Here is a 17,118-nt window from a genome sequence, read left to right on the forward strand (position 1 = left end):
CTAATCTTGACATATTTAAACTTTAACAGTAATATTATAAACAGAGTTGCAAATGCAAATCAGATGCAAACTGGAGGTATAATATGAAGAAGAAAATAATTTCGGGAGCGCTAGCGGTATTAGTAAGTTTTATGCTAATCGGATGTGGAGCTAATGCAAATACTGGAATACAAAACAAAACTGAAGATAAATTAAAAATTGCAGTTTCAATATATCCATTAAAAGAATTCGCAGAGAAGATAGCTGGTGATAAAGCCGATGTTATATGTCTAGTTCCTGATAATATGGAGCCACATGATTATGAGCCTAAAACCAAAGATTTTCAGGAATTAACAAAGAGTAATGCGTTTATTTATAATGGCTTAGGCATGGAAGAATGGGTAGGTCAAGTAAATGAAGCTATTAAGAATACTAATGTAATTGTTGTAGATTCAAGTACTGGTATAGAAACCAGGCAAGAGGGGGATGCGGTTGATCCACATGCTTGGCTAAGTTTAAAAAATGCTGAAATCCAATCAAGTAATATAAAAGATACACTAGTAAAGTTAGATGAGAAAAATAAGGATTATTATGAAGAAAACTACAATAAGTTTAAAGAGGAATTAGAGAGTTTATATAGTGAATATAAACCCAAATTTGATACATTAAGTAAGAAAAATTTCATAACAGGTCACGCTGCATTTGGATATTTATGCAGAGACTTCGGATTGACTCAAAAATCAGTAGAAAATTTATTTGCAGAGGGTGAGCCAACTCCTAAGCAATTAAAAGACTTAGTAAGTTTTTGTAAAGATAATAATATAAAGACTGTTTTTTCAGAGTCGTTAGCGAGCCCTAAAGTTTCGGAAACTTTAGCAAAAGAAGTTCAAGCTGATGTAGTTCCAATACTTACATTAGAATCAAAAGAAGATGACAAAAATTATATAGAAGCTATGAGATACAATTTGGATGAGATATACAAGTGCTTATCTAAAGAATAGACTAGATTAACTTTAATAGAGATTGAGGATTATTTTCAAGGTTATATTGGAAATAATCCTTTTAATTTTAATCCTTGGAGTTAATAAAATCACATATTAGGTAGATGTCTCTGACTTAAATAAAAAAATTATCTTAGTGTTTTAATAATATCTATAAGTTTAATGAAAAAATAATTTAAACAAAGGAATATAAATCGAATTTATTATGGTAATATTATACTTATAGAATATGTATTTTATATATGAATTACTCACTACATAAAGCTAAAATGGATATGAGGTAATAATAAAATAGATTGCACAAGATAACAAGGTAGATTAAAATATCCTGAATTAAAAATAAGATATCTTAATGTGCTTTATTTTATTTGTGATATAGAATTGGAACAATAGTTTAATTTATATTAATCATTTGAGTTTTGTTTAAATTTAAATTACGAAGTTTAGTTTATAGTCAACAAAAAGATTGCTTATAAAAATAAAATTATTATGTTAGGAGGAATTATGAGTTTAGCAGAAGAATTTTATAAAGAGAACATACAACGATGTTTAAGACAAACAAAAGACCTGAACTATAAGGTGAAAATTATTGGATGGAGCAGGTTGTTTGTAGTGATTTTAGGGGTATTAACTGATTATATATTATATAGTCAGAATAAATTAAATCTAATATTGATCTCAACTATATTTTTTATTGGTATATTTATTGTTTTGATATTTTATCACAATAATATAATTCAATACAGAGAAAAGATAAATACGATAATGAAAATTAATGAGAAGGGAATAAAAAGATTAAGTGGTGATTTTACGAGTTTCGAGGATTCTGGTTCAGAGTATTTGGACTATAAGCATCCATTTATAGATGATTTGGACGTATTTGGCAATAACTCGATTTTTCAATATATTAATGATACAGTAACTAAAGGAGGAAGAGAAGAACTAGTAAAATTATTAAAAAATGAAGGGAATTTGAATAAGCTTGATATTGCTGAAAGACAAGAAGCTGTAAAGGAATTGAGTAGTAAAGCTGTCTGGAGGCAAAATTTAGTTCTTGAGGGCAGTTTGAAAAAATCAAAAGATATAGACTTAGATAACTTAATTAATTGGAGTGAAGGGACAGAATCATCAAGTCCGCTGAGAATTGTTATCGCATGTACTTTTATTTTAGTAACAATTTTCTCGATATATTTAGCAATAGTAAAGGTAATACCACAATCATTTCTACTTTTAAATCTTATGGTGAACTTTATCGTTGTTAAAGTGTTATCTAAAAGCATGGGTACAGAGATTAAATTATTTGAATCCATAAAAAATAGCATATATGGGTATAGTAAAATTTTATTTCTAATAGAAGAAGAAAATTTTGATTCACAATATTTAAAGAATTTACAAGGAAAGTTGAAAAGTGATAAATTAAGTTGTAAGGAAGAGATGAAAGCTTTTTCTAATATCTTGGATTGGATAGGAAATAGTTCATATAATGCATATTATCTGTTATTTAATATATTATTATTTTCTGATGTATTTCTATTAAGAAGTTTAGAAAAATGGAGAGAAAAGAATGGGAATAAACTTAAAGGCTGGTTAGAAGTAATGCATAAAATAGATGCATTAGTTAGTGTATGTAATTTGCCATTTGAAAATGAAAATTGGACGTATCCTGTTATTTTAGATAAAAATGAAATAACTGCAGTGAATATAGGTCATCCTTTATTAGGAGAAAAAGGAGTTGAAAATACATTTTCGATGACGGGTAATCAAAAGGTTTCTTTAATCACGGGTTCCAATATGTCTGGGAAAAGTACATTTTTAAGAACACTTGGTACTAATCTGGTTTTAAGTTACATCGGAGCACCAGTGCATGCGGATAAATTTTCTTGTGGAATTATGAAGATATACACTTGCATGAGAACAAAAGATAATTTAGAAGAGAATATTTCATCATTTTATGCAGAAATTTTAAGAATAAAAATATTAATAGAGGCGTGCAAAAGAGGAAAAAGTGTATTTTTTCTACTAGACGAAATATTTAAGGGAACTAATTCAAGAGATAGGCATACTGGTGCATCTGTATTGATTAAACAATTAATTAAATACGGAGGGGTTGGGCTTGTTTCTACTCATGACTTTGAATTATGTGATTTAGAAAATGAAAGTGAAGAGATAATAAATTATAATTTTAGAGAATTTTATGAAAATAATAAAATCAAATTTGACTATATTCTTAGAGAAGGAAGAAGTACAACACAAAATGCAATTCATTTAATGAAGCTTGCGGGGATAGAAGTATAAATAATTGAGTTTAAAGAATTAAAAATTAGCATTAGAAAGGATTAAGCATGGGGTACATTATTATTGACTTAGAATTTAATAATTTAAAAAATATAACTAATTATCAAAAAGATTTTTTTGAAAAATATGGCGAGTTTGATTCAATAAGTTTGGAAAATGAAATTATAGAAATAGGTGCAGTAAAAGTAGATAAATATATGAAACCTATAAAAGAAATTAGGGAATATATTAAGCCTAAAATATTTCCGGTAATTAATCCAATAGTAACAGAAATCACTAAAATAGATATGGATATACTTAATGAAAAAGGAGTATCTTTTGAAGAAGCTATAAGTAAATTAAAGGATATGTTTGAAGATGGAGATGTTTTATGTTCATGGGCAAAGGATGACGTTGCAGAATTAATTATTAATGCCCATCATTATAATTATAATGATTTAAGATGGTTAAACGAATATCTCGATATTCAAGAATATGTTACTAAAATTTTAGCTCATAAAAAAGCATTGGGGCTTAAGTCAGCTTTAGATGAATTAAAAATTAAAGTAGATGATACAAAATTACATGATGCTTTAAATGATGCAAAATATACCGTAGAGGTATTTAGAAGAGTATATAATTCTAGAGTGATAAAAAATTATATAGTTAAAGATATATATAATATGCCTGCCATACAGGTATCAGATCTTGAGAGTATAAAAATAAAAGAAGAAAAATTAATGCTAAAGTGTCCTAAATGTGGAAAAAAAATTGATTTACAAACTCCTATAAAGCTTTTAAATTGGAGATTTGCAGCTGTAGGCACTTGTCCGAAATGTAAGTGCAATGTTTTATGCGAAGTTCTGGTTAAAAAGACTCTTCAAGGAGAGAATGGATATAACGAAGTTAATAGTGTATTGAAAGATGAAGCGTACTTAAATTATATCTATAAGTTAGAGAATAGTGAGAAAAAAAGGTGATTTCAGTATATATTCAGAAATAAGTAAGAATTTAGTTAAAGAAATTTAATCCGAGATATGATAAAATAGTTTTGTGAAGAAGAACAAAACGAATACATTGAATGAAAGGATTTTATTTATGAATATAGCCTTTTTTCTTACACCAAAAAATGAAGTTATATGTGAAAATCAAGATGCAACTATGAAACAAGTTATGGAGAAAATGGAATGCTACGGATATACAGCTATTCCTATTATAGATAGAGAAGGAAAATATGTTGGAACGCTAACAGAAGGAGATCTATTGTGGAAGCTAAAAAATACACATAATTTGAATTTTAAAAACATAGAATCTGTTAAAGTTAAAGACATTTATAGAAAAACAACTCATAGGTCTGTTTCTATAACTTCAAATATAGAAAGCTTAATATCGTTAGCTGTAAGTCAAAATTTTGTGCCTGTAACAGATGATGATGGTACTTTTATAGGGATAATAAAAAGAAGCGATATAATAAATTATTGTTTCAATGAGATGGAAAAGAGAAAAGAATTAGAAATACAACAATTTTCAATGTATGATGAAGGTTAAAGTATTATAGATATAAGAATCATATTGATTTTGAAAATTTAAACTTATGAGTAACTAGTAAAAATGGAGATACGTATCTTTATTATAAAGATACGTATCTCCATTTTATTCTGAGAAAGATTTGCTTTTATAAATCAACTTCGAACTATAACTTTTATATTATTAGATAATAGATTTTTAATAGTCCTACTCTGCATTTTGATAAGTTTCTACTACAAAATCAAATTCGTTGGGATCAGTTATCTCTCCGTAACTATCTTCTTTTATTCCAGGGTAATAGTATAGTACTAGCTTATCATTAGAGTTGTTGGAATTTTCTAGAAGAATATACAAATTATCTAAAGTACAGTCTTCAACGACAGCTAAAACATTATATTTTGAAGAGATACCAGTATCGTTGTTAGTAAGTTCTAGCATAAAATTATCAAATTTTCTTACATTGACTCTTTCTTTATCACAGGAGCAAATTAGAGAACTGCTTCTACAGCTTGAACATTTTTTGAAATTACAATCAAATGCACAACTCAAGCATTCACAATGAGAGCATTTTTCTAACTGTTTAAAGTTTTCTCTATTTTTAGCTTTAAAATCTTGAAGTAAGTTTATGCTAGGACTAGATTTAAACATTGAAAATAAGGATTTTTTCTTGCAGTCAGCTTCAGCAGAATCTAAAAGCTTCATATAGTCCTTAAGAATAGGTGACTTAGAGAAATATTTTCTTATCTTTGAATCTCTTTCTGAAATAAATGGGGATATTTCACTTATAGCATAAGTTATATCTGTATAAATTTTGCCCCAATACCTTCGTTCTTCGTTGATAAAATTTAGGTCCTTATCATTATCCATGTCTTATCACCTAATTAGATTTATATTTTGCTAATTCAAGATCCAAATCAACTTCATCTAATTTCTTAAATTCGCTATCAAAATCATCTAGGTCTCTTAATTCACCTAAACCTTGAGCAAGAGATTCTTTACGTTGAATTTTTCTTTCTATACTATCAATTTGTATTGAGTTATTTTTAGTTTGAACATTAGCAAGAACTTCATTAACTTTTTGAGAAGCTTCAGCATTTGCAAATCTTGCAGCTGCCTCATCTCTGTAACTCCTAGTTTTTGTTATTTCTTCTTCTAAAGCACGTAAGTTTGCCTTTAAAGTATCTGCTTGTATTTTAGCATTATCATAGCTTGCTTGTAGAGAAGCAGCCTTTTTATCTGTTTCAACTTTTTTAGCTAATGCTCTTTTAGCTAATTCTTCATTTCCTTTACTTAGTGCTAATCTAACCTTTTGATCATAATCTTCAGATTCCTTTTTAGCAGAATCTAGTTTTTTCTCAATTTCATGAACATTACCTAAAATTTGAGCTGAACTTAATTTTGCTTTATTGAATTGTTCATCCATATCTCTTAGTTTTTGGTCTAATAATTCAACTGGATTTTCCATTTCATCTAATGAGTTGTTTACTTTTGCCTTAATCATATTTGACATCCTTGAAAAAATTCCCATGCCTATACCTCCAAATAATTTTTATTTTCTTTTATTATTTAAATATTTTTTTATTAATATAATAGCTAGTACGAATACTCCAGCTAAAACTAAGGTGTTAATTAATGAACTTGCTGGTGAACCAAAATAAAATGGTCTATAAAAGTATCCTCCACCAAAGAATGGCCAGAATGAATGTCTGTTGGAACCACTATTATATGTTTGAGTATTAGTATTTTTATTATCATTTGTATTAGAAGAAGTTGAAGGGTCAGTGGTTCTACTTTTATCAGTTGTAGAATAAGAACCGCTACTAAATCCTTGTGATCCACCACTACTTGAAGATGAAGAAGAATTCTTTGAATTTGAGTTTGAAGAATCACTATTCGAAAAATTACCAGATTTAAATCCTTCACCACTCTTTGAACTACTTGAATCACCACTTGCGTTTGTTGAGGATTTACTAGAAGAACTTGATCCACTAAAAGATCCCGAACTAAATCCATTACTTGATTTTGAACTGCCAGAACTAAATTTGCTGCCGCTGGAGCTTGACCGACTGCTACTACCAGTTGATTTAGCAAAGGCGACTGTAGTATTGTTAGATGTATTTATACCTATAAATGACATAGCATCTAAAGATAAATTAGAAAATATAAATATGAATGTTAAAAATATAGTTAAAACATATTTTTTTTTAATCTTACGAATAGTGATCACCCCTTAAAAGATTATGTACTTATTATATAAAAAAGATTCCTTATACACAATATGGAAAAGCGATGAAAAAAGACTAAAAAGGATGATTATAATTGTATATCGTAATAAAGGTTATTATCTCTCTCTTATAATAGTTATTTCATATCTTTTTAAATGGTATTTGATACTGTATAATGAAATTGCAAATAATTTTGGGAATAATTAGATTAAAACAATATGGATTTTTATATTAAGATAATATGAGGATTAAATTTAAAATGATTATATTATAATTATATTTGTAGCACAGTAAACCGTACTTGTGTAAAAGATTCTATTAGACTATTATTGTAAGTAAGAAAAATTATAATGAGGAGTGAATTATACTATGTCCAATGAAGAATTAGAAAGCAATATGAGCGAACTTTTAAATCAATATGATGTAAAAAGACTAAATAGAGGAGATGTATTAAAAGGTAAGGTTATAGATGTAAACGATAAGGAGGTTTCGGTTAATATAGATTATGCTTTCGATGGATTAATAGCTAAAGAAGAGGTATCTATAGATGACAGGGATCCAATGGAAGTAGTCAGTAAAGATGATGAAATTTATGTTTATGTCATATCTCCAAATGATGGTGAGGGGTATGTTGAACTTTCTTTAATAAAAGCTTTAGAAATAAAGGATAGAGAAGAATTAAGTGAATGCTTTAAAGAAGAAAAGAATGTTAAAGTACATGTGAAAGAAGAAACTAAAGGTGGAGTGATTGCATATTATGGCAACATAAAAGTCTTTATCCCAGGCTCCCTTGCAAGTAGAGAAAGAATCCAGCTTAGTAATTTGGTAGGAAGAGATTTAGATGTTAGAATCACTGAATTAGACTTTAACAATAAAAGAGTTATAGCTTCAAGAAGAATTCTTGAAGAAGAAGAATATAACAAAAATAAGAAAAATATATGGGATGACTTAAAAGAGGGAGAGAAAAGAAACGGTGTTGTTAAGAAAATAGTTAAGTTCGGAGCATTTGTTGACATTGGAGGAGTAGAAGGATTAATTCATATTTCAGATTTATCATGGGAGAGAGTAAATAGGCCTGAAGATATAGTTAAAGAGGGAGATAAGGTAGAAGTATTTATAGGTAGTGTGGATAGAAAAAATGAAAGATTATCATTAATATTAAAAGATGTAACTAAAGAGCCATGGACAGTTCATAGCAATGACATTAATGAAGGAGATATACTTGAAGGAAAAGTTGTACGTCTTACTGCATTTGGCGCATTTGTTGAGTTATTTGATGGAATAGAAGGTTTGGTTCATATAACAGAGATTACAGATGAACATATTGCAAAGCCTTCAGATGTGTTGGAAGTTAATCAAAAAGTAAAGGTCAAGGTATTAAGTATCAATAGAGAAGAAAAAAGAATAGCATTAAGTATAAAAGAAGCTGTAGAAAATAATAAAGAATATCTTGATTATATTGACAATAGTGATGAAAGTGGAACCTCTTTGGGGGATTTACTTAAAGGATTTAAATTTGAGTAGATTTACAGAAGTATAAATATGAAAAATAAGTATGGATAATCATCCATACTTATTTTATTTGGAGTATTTTAATTAAATCTTTTCTATTTTTAACATATTAGTTCCACCAGTTTGAGTTGTTGGCATTCCAGCAGCAACTATTATATCATCTCCAGGTTGTGTGAAATTTAGACTAAATACTGTGTTTTTAGCTTCTGTTAATATTTCATCTGTTGAGTTAAACATTTTACAAGGCATTGGGAAGATTCCAAAATTTAAGCTTAATCCTTTTCTTACTTGTTCGTAAGGTGTTATAGCTATGATTGGAGCCTTTGATCTGTACCTTGAAAGTAGTCTTGCAGTAGCACCGCTCTTAGTTGCTGCCACTATAGCTTTTGCATGTAAGATGTTAGCTGTTCTACATGCTGAATAACTTATTGCAGCTGCGTAGTCAGTAAGTGATGGTTCTCTAAGTCTTGCAGTTAAGTGATTATAATCTAAGTATTCTTCAGCTTCTTGAGCAATTTTTGACATTGTCTTTGCTGCTTCTATAGGGAAACAACCAGAAGCACTTTCACCACTTAACATAATTGCATCAGTTCCATCAAAAATAGCGTTACAAATATCACTTGCTTCAGCTCTAGTTGGAAGTGAATTTCTAATCATTGAATCAAGCATTTGAGTTGCAGTTATAACAACTTTACCAGCTTCATTACATTTTCTGATTATCATTTTTTGTATTATAGGCACTTTTTGAATTGGAATTTCAACACCCATATCTCCTCTGGCAACCATTACAGCGTCAGTTACTTCGATGATAGAATCTATATTATCTACACCTTCTTGGTTTTCGATTTTAGCTATTACCTTTATATGTTCCCCATGGTTTTCTTTTAGAACTTTCTTTACATCTAAGATATCACTGGCTTTTCTTATGAAAGATGCAGCAATAAAATCAACGCCCATTTTGCATCCGAATTTTATATCTTCTATATCTTTTTCTGTAATTGATGGTAATTTAATAACTACATTAGGTACATTTACACCCTTATGATTTTTAATTTCACCACCTACAACAACTTTTGTATGAATTGTTTTACCTTCAACACCAGTGACTTTAAATTTTAGAAGACCATCATCAACAAGAATTTTTCCGCCAACTTTTATATCTTGATAAAGTACATCATATGAGATTGAGCATCTTTTCTCATCACCAAGAATTTCTTCGCCACATATGAAATCGAAATCGTCACCGTCATTAAGAGTTACACCATCGTTTACAAAGTTATGAGTTCTGATTTTTGGACCTTTAATATCAAGAACTATAGCTGTTGCAGAATTCATTTCTTTACTTAGACGTTGGATTAGTTCGATTTTTTCTTTATGTGTTTCATGTGTACCATGAGAAAAGTTTAATCTTGCAGCGCTCATCCCAATTTCAATGAACTTTCTTAAAGTCTCCTCATTATCACTTGCTGGACCAATAGTAAAAATCATTTTTGTTTTTTGCATATAAACACCTCACATTAAAATTTTGTATATATATTATAGTGTGTGAAATAATTAATCATAAAATAATAAAAATATACATAATATAGCAATATTTTATGATAAACTAAGAAAAGATATGTATAATCATATTCTATCATATAATTGATGAAAGGAAGAGAGTAGAATGAAAAATTTAGAGAATATTACGGGGAAAAGAATTTTTTATCATTTTAATGAAATAAGTAAGATACCAAGAGGTTCTGGAAATGAGAAACAAATAAGTGATTATTTATTGAGTTTTGGAAAGAGTTTAGGATTAGAATGTATTCAAGATGATGCCCTAAATGTTATTATTAAAAAACCTGCATCAAAAGGGTATGAGAAAGCTCCAACAGTTATAATCCAAGGTCATATGGATATGGTGTGTGAGAAAAATAACGATAAAATTCATGATTTTGAAAAAGATCCAATAAGTTTAGTAGTCAAAGATGATTATATATATGCAGATAATACAACTCTTGGAGGAGATGATGGAATTGCTGTTGCTTATGCGATGGCAATATTAGAGGATACATCGATAGAACATCCTGCTATAGAGGTGTTAATAACAACAGATGAAGAAACAGGAATGACTGGAGCTAAAGCAGTACGATCAAAAGATTTAGATGGAAAAATTGTTTTGAATTTAGATTCAGAAGAAGAAGGAAAACTTTGGGTCAGCTGTGCTGGTGGAATTAGAACTGAATCTACTTTGCCTATTGAATGGAGAAATAAAAAAGAAAATACAAAAGAATATGTGATTGAAGTTAAAGGATTAGCTGGAGGACATTCAGGAGCTGAAATTCATTTAGAAAGAGGAAATGCAAATAAATTAATGGCAAGAGTATTAAGAGAAATCTTAAATAAGGTATCTTTTAATTTAGTTTCATTAAAAGGTGGAGCAAAAGATAATGCAATACCAAGAGAAGCTATGGCGGTTATTTCAATTGATCAATCAAAGGAAAAAGAATTGATTGAAGCTAAAACAAAGATAGATAGTGATATTTCTAAAGAATTTACCAAAAAGGACCCAGGACTTAAAATAACATTATTAGAAAGTCAAGAAAAAATAGAAAAAGTATTTTCAGATGATACTACAGCCAAAGCAATTAGCTTATCATATTTGTATCCAAATGGTGTAAACACAATGAGTTCTGAAATAGAAGGATTAGTGGAAAGTTCATCAAATCTTGGAGTGGTAACAACCAATGAAAGTGATATAAAATATCATAGTGCTGTTAGAAGTTCTGTGTTTTCATTAAAAGAAGAAATAGTTGAAAGAAATAAATGTTTAACTGAAATTATGGGAGGTACATTTGAGTCTGCCGCAGGATATCCAGAATGGCCATATAAAAGTGATTCAAAAATAAGGGATATATGCAAAGATGTATACCTTAGAATGTATGGAAAAGAAGCAGAAGTTGTAGCTATCCACGCTGGATTAGAATGTGGGATACTTAAGGAAAGACTTGGAGATTTAGATATGATTAGTTTTGGTCCTAATATCATTGATATACACACTCCAAATGAACATTTAAGTATATCTTCTGCTTGTAGATGCTTTGAATATTTAGTAGAAGTTCTTAAGGAAATTAGAAATTAGTATAAAAAATTAATTAGAACAGTAAGTTAACCAGAAAATTTATTGGATAACTTACTGTTTTTTTTATTATTCTCAGGATTTTGAGTTTTAAGTTTATTTATAAAAAAGATAATGAGTAAGAAATAACAAAATGTAAAACAAAAGTCAGAAAATTATAAATTTACAGTAAATGACCATTATTGATAGCAATATTGAGGAAATTAGAGATATTTCGGTATAAATAAGAATATAAAAGTATAAAAAGTTTGACCTTTACCTAGCTTATCACTATACTAGAAACATGTTTTAAAATTTGCAGTTTGGTGTAAACGATAACTAAGATGCCTTTTAGGGTAATATAGATTAGGTATGGAGAGGAATTTAAGATGAAAATTAAAAATAATAGGATTATGAAATGTGTAATTACAACTTTTATTTTTTCGGGGGTTTTTCTTATTAATATGCAACATGCCAAAGCTGATACTACATTAACACATAATAGAGGAATTACAATTAAGACTAGTGAACTTAAAACAGCTAAAGTGATAAAAGCACCATCAGATTCAGAAACAGTATCAAATGGTGAAGATTCAGCATCAAGAGGAGCAATTAGTAAGGGAAATGAAGTCGTAAATTATGCATATAAGTTTTTAGGAAAGCCGTATGTTTATGGAGCGGTTGGTCCAAATGCTTTTGATTGTTCAGGATTAACACAATATGTTTATAATAAATTTGGTGTAGATATATCAAGAACTACATATACACAAGTAAATGTAGGGACTAAAGTAGATAAAAGTAATTTAAGAGCTGGTGATTTAGTTTTTTTTTAATACAGAAGGTTCAATTAGCCATGTGGGCATTTATATTGGGAACGGAGAATTTATACACGCACCAAGATCTGGAAAACCAGTAATGGTAAGTTCATTGTGTGATGGATACTATTCAGAAAGATATGCTACTGCAAGAAGAATTTTTTGCTAATGGATGTAGTTAACTTAAGATACTAAATGTAAACATAATTATAGTTAAAAATGATATATAAGTATGCTTAGGAATGAATGAATGTTTCTTTCAATAGCTTTAATATTGTTAATATATAAGTTTAGATTTTTAAAATATTCCCTATATAATATTTTTTATTTAACATAATTCATATATGTGTAACTTACAGAATAAATATTAATATATAAGAAATCTGAAAAAATAGCAGGTCAAATATATATAATATTATTCTGTTTTATAATGTTTTCTATAAGTTTTGATAACATATAAAACTTAACTTTTTGACACGCTATTTTTAGAATGTTCAAAAGGGGGGAGACTATGAGATACACAAGATATGAATATAAAAAATCAGGCAGGATGAAATTTTTATGTAGTGTTGTCGTTATCGTTGGGATATCTATAGTTGGAGGAGTGCTTATTAGCAATGTTGTCTTTGATGGGAAGAGTGTACAAAACGTAGGCATAAATAGTTCAAAATCTTCAACTCAAGGTGACTATAATGGTGCAATAAAAAATATCATCGCACTGCAATGTGGCTATTATTCAAAAGAGGAGAATGCAAAAGAGTCACTATCTGCAATATCAAAATACTGTCAGCCATTTATAGTAGAAGATGATGGGAAATATAGAGTTTTAGCAGGAATATACAATGAGGAGGATGGCTTAAAGAAGATAGAAGAATTCAAGTCCAATAATATTGATGTCGCTAAAATTAGTTTAGGTGCCTCTAGTGATGACTTGGAAAATAAAAAGCTCATAGAAATTATGAATGGATTTTTGACAATTGTGAATAAGTTACAAGATAATCAGGTGAAAAGTATAAAAACAGCAGAATTTAAAGCCTGGACGGATGGAATTGTAAATGAAGGAAGCACAGCCAAATCAAATAAGATAAGCCAATTATATGATTATATAAAAAATCTGCCTGATGAAATGGATAAAACGAACAGTAGTAATGATATGCAGGAGTTATATAAACTTATTAAAAATTGAAAGATTTAGTTAATAATTATTACAACAAAATTACATTTATATAAAAAAACTTATAACTTAATATAACACACTTGTTTAAGAACATCTTAAATGATAAACTATAAGGTGTAGAAATGGTAGAATATCATTTCTACACCTTTAAAATTTAATAGTTTTTGGTTAAAAAATTAACATGTCTACAATATATATTATTTGTCAATGATATATAATAAGGTACATTCAAAGAATGGGAGATCATCATGCTCGCCTATTATTTTTCATGTGCCAAAATTCTTTATTTTAGGATGTGAATATATGAAAGTAATATTAGCTTCTGCTTCAGAAAGACGACAAGAACTTTTAAGTAGATTAATTAAGACTTTTGATGTTATTGTCAGCAATTTTGATGAGAGTAAAGTTATTTTTGAAGGCTCTATAGATAGATATGTTAAAGACATAGCTTTAGGAAAGGCAATGAATATTAAGAATAAGCTAGATGAGGATGCGATTATAATTTCAGCTGATACTGTAGTCACCATAGACAATATGATACTAGGAAAACCAAGAGATGGAGAAGATGCTTTTAATATTATAAAATCACTTCAAGGTAGAAAGCATTTGGTTTATTCTGGTGTTGTTGTGATTAATACAGCTAAAAATTTAACGATTCAAGAGAGTTTATCTACTGAAGTTACTTTTTCTGAAATAAGCGACGATGAAATATTAGAATACATAAAAACTGGTGAGCCTTTAGATAAAGCTGGCGCTTATGGAATCCAGGGGATAGGTGGAATATTTGTTGAAGAGATAAGAGGATGTTATTACAACGTTGTTGGACTGCCACTGAATAAGCTAAAGTTTATGCTTAAAGAGATACAATAATTATATTTTAGGGATAGAGGGGAAATCATATATTTGGAGGTAATATATTATATGGAAAGTAGCCTTAAAATCAAAGACATACCACAAAATGAACGACCTAAAGAGAAATTATTGACTTATGGAGCAGAATCTTTAAGTAATTCAGAATTATTAGCAATAATAATTAGGACTGGAACACAAGGAGAGAATGTTCTTCAATTGTGCAGTAGGCTTTTATCTGAGCTAGAAGGGCTAAATGGTATTTTAGATGCAAGTTTTGATGATATAATATCTATAAAAGGTATTAAACAAGGAAAAGCTTCACAAATTTTAGCTTTAGCTGAGCTTTTTAAGAGATTTAGAACATTGAAAGCAATAAATAATGACATCAAAATAACTTCACCAAAGGACCTAGCAAGTCTTCTCATGGGAGAAATGAACGAATTAAATCAAGAAGTATTAAAAGTTGTCTTATTAAATACCAAGAATATAGTTGTTGGTATTAAAGATGTTTTTAAGGGTAGTTTAAATACGTCGGTTGTGCATCCGAGAGAAATTTTTAAGCAAGCTATAAGTAAGAATAGCGCATCGATAATTATATGTCATAATCATCCATCAGGCGATCCAACGCCTAGCAGAGAAGACATAAATATAACACTAAGAATTAAAGAATGTGGAAATATTATAGGAATTCAATTAGTAGACCATATTATAATAGGAAATAATAAATTTGTTAGCCTCAAAGAAAGAGGACTAATATAGAATTGGAAGGGGAAAAATAAATGGGATTTTTTGGATCAGGAAAAGATATGGGGATAGATTTGGGAACTGCAAACACCCTAGTATTTGTAAAAGGTAAAGGAATAGTTTTAAGAGAACCATCTGTTGTTGCAATGAACACTATGACTAAAAAGACATTAGCGGTTGGATCAGAAGCTAAGCTTATGATAGGTAGAACCCCTGGAAATATAGTAGCTATAAGGCCATTAAAAGATGGAGTAATTGCAGATTTTGATACAGCTCAAACAATGATGAAAAGTCTAATAGAAAAAGTATCAACTAAGAATGCATTTAAAAATCCAAGAATAATAGTTTGTTATCCATCAGGAGTTACAGAAGTTGAGAAAAGAGCTATCGAAGAAGCTACAAAACTTTCAGGAGCTAGAGATGTTATTTTAATGGAAGAACCAATGGCAGCAGCAATCGGAGCAGGGCTTCCAGTAAGTGAACCAACAGGAAGTATGATAGTTGATATTGGTGGTGGAACAACAGAAGTTGCTATTATTTCATTAGGCGGTATAGTAACTAGTAAGTCACTTAGAATAGCTGGTGATGAGTTAGATCAATCAATAATATCTTATATTAAAAAAGAATTTAACTTAATGGTCGGAGAAAGAACAGCTGAACAAGTTAAAATGGAAATAGGTTCAGCTTATAGGACTTCAGATGAAGAAACAGTCATGGAGATTAAAGGAAGAGATATGATTACTGGCCTTCCAAAGATTGTTGAAATTTCAGAAACTCAAGTTAGAGAAGCTTTAAAAGAACCAGTATATGCTATTATAGAATCAATTAAGACAACATTGGAAAAGACTCCACCAGAACTTTCAGCAGATATTATGGAAAAAGGTATAATGTTAGCAGGTGGCGGGGCATATCTAAAAGGATTAGATATACTTATAAATAAAGAAACAAATATGCCCGTACATATTGCGGAGGCACCTCTTGATTGCGTAGTACTTGGAGCAGGGAAGGCACTAGAAGATTTTGATAAAATTAGTAGAGATCAAAGAGGTTAAATATGAAGCTTCTTAAGAATAAACTGGCAGTAACTATTATAGTACTGTCAGTTAGCTTTTTAGGGTTAATAGTTTATACAGTTAGAAAGGATAATAGAAGTATTATTGAAAGTGGTGCCGGTAGTACTTTAAATCCAGTGCAAAGTCTCTTATATTCGGGAACTAGTAGGATTAAAGAAACCTTAGATTTTTTCTTGAATTTTTCAGAAGTAAAAGCGCAAAATAAAGAATTAATTAAAGAAAATCAAGAACTTGAAAATGAGTTAGCCAGTTATTCAGATTTAAAAGAAGAAAATGATAGATTAAGACAAGTGTTGAATTTTCAGGAAGAAAGAAACAATTATAACTATGTAGCATGTGATATTATAGGATATAGTGGTGGAAACTTTTTAGATGGTTATGTGGTAAATAAAGGAAAAAATGACAATATACAAAAGGGTATGATTGTTATAGCAGCTCAAGGTTTAGTGGGACAAGTAACCAGTGTTGGGAATAATTGGTGTATAGTTCAATCTCTGATTAATGAAAATATAGCAGTAAGTGTTATGGATCAAAGTACCAGAGATGCTACAGGTTATATAAAAGGTTTCAAAGATAGTAAGGGAGAAAACTTAGCTAAGGTATATGATCTTCCGATGAATTCAGATGTTAAGGAAGGCGATGTAATAATGACATCTGGAGTAGGGATGCTTTATCCAAAGGAAATTAGAATTGGTGAAGTGATTTCAGTTGAAGAAGATAAAGTAAAAGTAATGAAGAATGCAGTTGTAAAACCATATGTAGATTTTAATAAGTTAGAAGAATTATTTATTGTCTCTCCGAAGGATACGAGAGAAATTAAATATAATTAGAGGTTTATA

Annotated in this window: 17 protein-coding genes; 13 read left to right on the top strand and 4 right to left on the bottom strand. The window is 29.3% G+C overall.

What is annotated here, in order from left to right; genetic code table 11:
* Window positions 1-83: 83 nt before the first annotated feature.
* The 4 genes from AXY43_RS17510 to AXY43_RS17525 all read left to right on the top strand — a co-directional run bounded on the left by AXY43_RS17510 (window position 84) and on the right by AXY43_RS17525 (window position 4,802).
* Entirely contained in the window at window positions 84-980 is an 897-nt protein-coding gene (locus tag AXY43_RS17510; protein ID WP_011967826.1) for a metal ABC transporter solute-binding protein, Zn/Mn family, read from the top strand.
* A gap of 504 nt (window positions 981-1,484) precedes the next feature.
* Window positions 1,485-3,275 carry a MutS family DNA mismatch repair protein gene (locus AXY43_RS17515; protein WP_023973730.1) on the top strand — a complete coding sequence of 597 codons (1,791 nt, stop codon included), beginning with the start codon at window positions 1,485-1,487 and terminating at the stop codon, window positions 3,273-3,275.
* A 47-nt stretch (window positions 3,276-3,322) separates the two neighbouring features.
* Window positions 3,323-4,234 (top strand): 3'-5' exonuclease, encoded by a 912-nt coding sequence (locus AXY43_RS17520; protein ID WP_011967828.1) that lies wholly within the window; start codon window positions 3,323-3,325, stop codon window positions 4,232-4,234.
* A gap of 118 nt (window positions 4,235-4,352) precedes the next feature.
* Window positions 4,353-4,802 (top strand): CBS domain-containing protein, encoded by a 450-nt coding sequence (locus AXY43_RS17525; RefSeq protein ID WP_011967829.1) that lies wholly within the window; start codon window positions 4,353-4,355, stop codon window positions 4,800-4,802.
* Window positions 4,803-4,988: 186 nt separating this feature from the next.
* Here the strand turns inward: AXY43_RS17525 and AXY43_RS17530 are convergent, their stop codons facing one another.
* The 3 genes from AXY43_RS17530 to AXY43_RS17540 are packed head-to-tail and all read right to left on the bottom strand — an operon-like array spanning window position 4,989 to window position 6,918.
* The gene (locus AXY43_RS17530) at window positions 4,989-5,648 is read right to left on the bottom strand and encodes a hypothetical protein (protein WP_023973729.1); all 660 of its coding nucleotides are present in this window, start codon (window positions 5,646-5,648) and stop codon (window positions 4,989-4,991) included.
* Between the two features lie 10 nt (window positions 5,649-5,658).
* Complete coding sequence (locus AXY43_RS17535; protein ID WP_011967831.1) at window positions 5,659-6,309, bottom strand: PspA/IM30 family protein; 651 nt, start codon at window positions 6,307-6,309, stop codon at window positions 5,659-5,661.
* Between the two features lie 21 nt (window positions 6,310-6,330).
* Entirely contained in the window at window positions 6,331-6,918 is a 588-nt protein-coding gene (locus AXY43_RS17540) for a hypothetical protein (RefSeq protein ID WP_242986162.1), read from the bottom strand.
* A gap of 457 nt (window positions 6,919-7,375) precedes the next feature.
* On the opposite strand from AXY43_RS17540, the gene rpsA reads away from it, so the two are divergent.
* Window positions 7,376-8,530 carry a 30S ribosomal protein S1 gene (rpsA, locus tag AXY43_RS17545; protein WP_023973727.1) on the top strand — a complete coding sequence of 385 codons (1,155 nt, stop codon included), beginning with the start codon at window positions 7,376-7,378 and terminating at the stop codon, window positions 8,528-8,530.
* Window positions 8,531-8,602: 72 nt separating this feature from the next.
* On the opposite strand, the gene pyk is transcribed toward rpsA, so the two are convergent.
* Window positions 8,603-10,021, bottom strand: a complete 1,419-nt coding sequence (gene pyk, locus AXY43_RS17550) for a pyruvate kinase (RefSeq protein ID WP_011967834.1) — start codon at window positions 10,019-10,021, stop codon at window positions 8,603-8,605.
* Between the two features lie 163 nt (window positions 10,022-10,184).
* Here pyk and AXY43_RS17555 point away from each other — a divergent pair, with 163 nt between their 5' ends.
* From AXY43_RS17555 to mreC, 8 genes are all read left to right on the top strand, one after another.
* Entirely contained in the window at window positions 10,185-11,642 is a 1,458-nt protein-coding gene (locus AXY43_RS17555; RefSeq protein WP_105411879.1) for an aminoacyl-histidine dipeptidase, read from the top strand.
* A gap of 365 nt (window positions 11,643-12,007) precedes the next feature.
* Window positions 12,008-12,451 carry a C40 family peptidase gene (locus AXY43_RS17560; protein WP_279220041.1) on the top strand — a complete coding sequence of 148 codons (444 nt, stop codon included), beginning with the start codon at window positions 12,008-12,010 and terminating at the stop codon, window positions 12,449-12,451.
* Window positions 12,452-12,473: 22 nt separating this feature from the next.
* Window positions 12,474-12,602, top strand: a complete 129-nt coding sequence (locus tag AXY43_RS28525; protein ID WP_279220042.1) for a C40 family peptidase — start codon at window positions 12,474-12,476, stop codon at window positions 12,600-12,602.
* Between the two features lie 342 nt (window positions 12,603-12,944).
* Window positions 12,945-13,619 carry a hypothetical protein gene (locus AXY43_RS17565; protein WP_023973724.1) on the top strand — a complete coding sequence of 225 codons (675 nt, stop codon included), beginning with the start codon at window positions 12,945-12,947 and terminating at the stop codon, window positions 13,617-13,619.
* 294 nt (window positions 13,620-13,913) lie between these two features.
* On the top strand, window positions 13,914-14,480 hold the full coding sequence (locus AXY43_RS17570; protein ID WP_023973723.1) for a Maf-like protein: 567 nt from the start codon (window positions 13,914-13,916) through the stop codon (window positions 14,478-14,480).
* 51 nt (window positions 14,481-14,531) lie between these two features.
* Window positions 14,532-15,221, top strand: coding sequence for a RadC family protein (gene radC, locus AXY43_RS17575; RefSeq protein WP_011967839.1), 690 nt, complete (start codon window positions 14,532-14,534; stop codon window positions 15,219-15,221).
* A 20-nt stretch (window positions 15,222-15,241) separates the two neighbouring features.
* Window positions 15,242-16,258 carry a rod shape-determining protein gene (locus AXY43_RS17580; RefSeq protein WP_011967840.1) on the top strand — a complete coding sequence of 339 codons (1,017 nt, stop codon included), beginning with the start codon at window positions 15,242-15,244 and terminating at the stop codon, window positions 16,256-16,258.
* 2 nt (window positions 16,259-16,260) lie between these two features.
* Window positions 16,261-17,109: a rod shape-determining protein MreC gene (gene mreC / locus AXY43_RS17585; protein ID WP_017209741.1), complete on the top strand. Its 849-nt coding sequence runs from the start codon at window positions 16,261-16,263 to the stop codon at window positions 17,107-17,109.
* Window positions 17,110-17,118 lie beyond the last annotated feature (9 nt).

It is taken from the genome of Clostridium sp. MF28 (assembly GCF_002969175.1).
In the GTDB taxonomy this organism is placed as follows: domain Bacteria; phylum Bacillota; class Clostridia; order Clostridiales; family Clostridiaceae; genus Clostridium; species Clostridium beijerinckii.

Coding starts and splice junctions, on each gene's coding strand:
- AXY43_RS17510 (WP_011967826.1), top strand. CDS start 84: ATGAAGAAGAAAATAATTTCGGGAGCGCTAGCGGTATTAGTAAGTTTT.
- AXY43_RS17515 (WP_023973730.1), top strand. CDS start 1,485: ATGAGTTTAGCAGAAGAATTTTATAAAGAGAACATACAACGATGTTTA.
- AXY43_RS17520 (WP_011967828.1), top strand. CDS start 3,323: ATGGGGTACATTATTATTGACTTAGAATTTAATAATTTAAAAAATATA.
- AXY43_RS17525 (WP_011967829.1), top strand. CDS start 4,353: ATGAATATAGCCTTTTTTCTTACACCAAAAAATGAAGTTATATGTGAA.
- AXY43_RS17530 (WP_023973729.1), bottom strand. CDS start 5,648: ATGGATAATGATAAGGACCTAAATTTTATCAACGAAGAACGAAGGTAT.
- AXY43_RS17535 (WP_011967831.1), bottom strand. CDS start 6,309: ATGGGAATTTTTTCAAGGATGTCAAATATGATTAAGGCAAAAGTAAAC.
- AXY43_RS17540 (WP_242986162.1), bottom strand. CDS start 6,918: ATGTCATTTATAGGTATAAATACATCTAACAATACTACAGTCGCCTTT.
- rpsA (WP_023973727.1), top strand. CDS start 7,376: ATGTCCAATGAAGAATTAGAAAGCAATATGAGCGAACTTTTAAATCAA.
- pyk (WP_011967834.1), bottom strand. CDS start 10,021: ATGCAAAAAACAAAAATGATTTTTACTATTGGTCCAGCAAGTGATAAT.
- AXY43_RS17555 (WP_105411879.1), top strand. CDS start 10,185: ATGAAAAATTTAGAGAATATTACGGGGAAAAGAATTTTTTATCATTTT.
- AXY43_RS17560 (WP_279220041.1), top strand. CDS start 12,008: ATGAAAATTAAAAATAATAGGATTATGAAATGTGTAATTACAACTTTT.
- AXY43_RS17565 (WP_023973724.1), top strand. CDS start 12,945: ATGAGATACACAAGATATGAATATAAAAAATCAGGCAGGATGAAATTT.
- AXY43_RS17570 (WP_023973723.1), top strand. CDS start 13,914: ATGAAAGTAATATTAGCTTCTGCTTCAGAAAGACGACAAGAACTTTTA.
- radC (WP_011967839.1), top strand. CDS start 14,532: ATGGAAAGTAGCCTTAAAATCAAAGACATACCACAAAATGAACGACCT.
- AXY43_RS17580 (WP_011967840.1), top strand. CDS start 15,242: ATGGGATTTTTTGGATCAGGAAAAGATATGGGGATAGATTTGGGAACT.
- mreC (WP_017209741.1), top strand. CDS start 16,261: ATGAAGCTTCTTAAGAATAAACTGGCAGTAACTATTATAGTACTGTCA.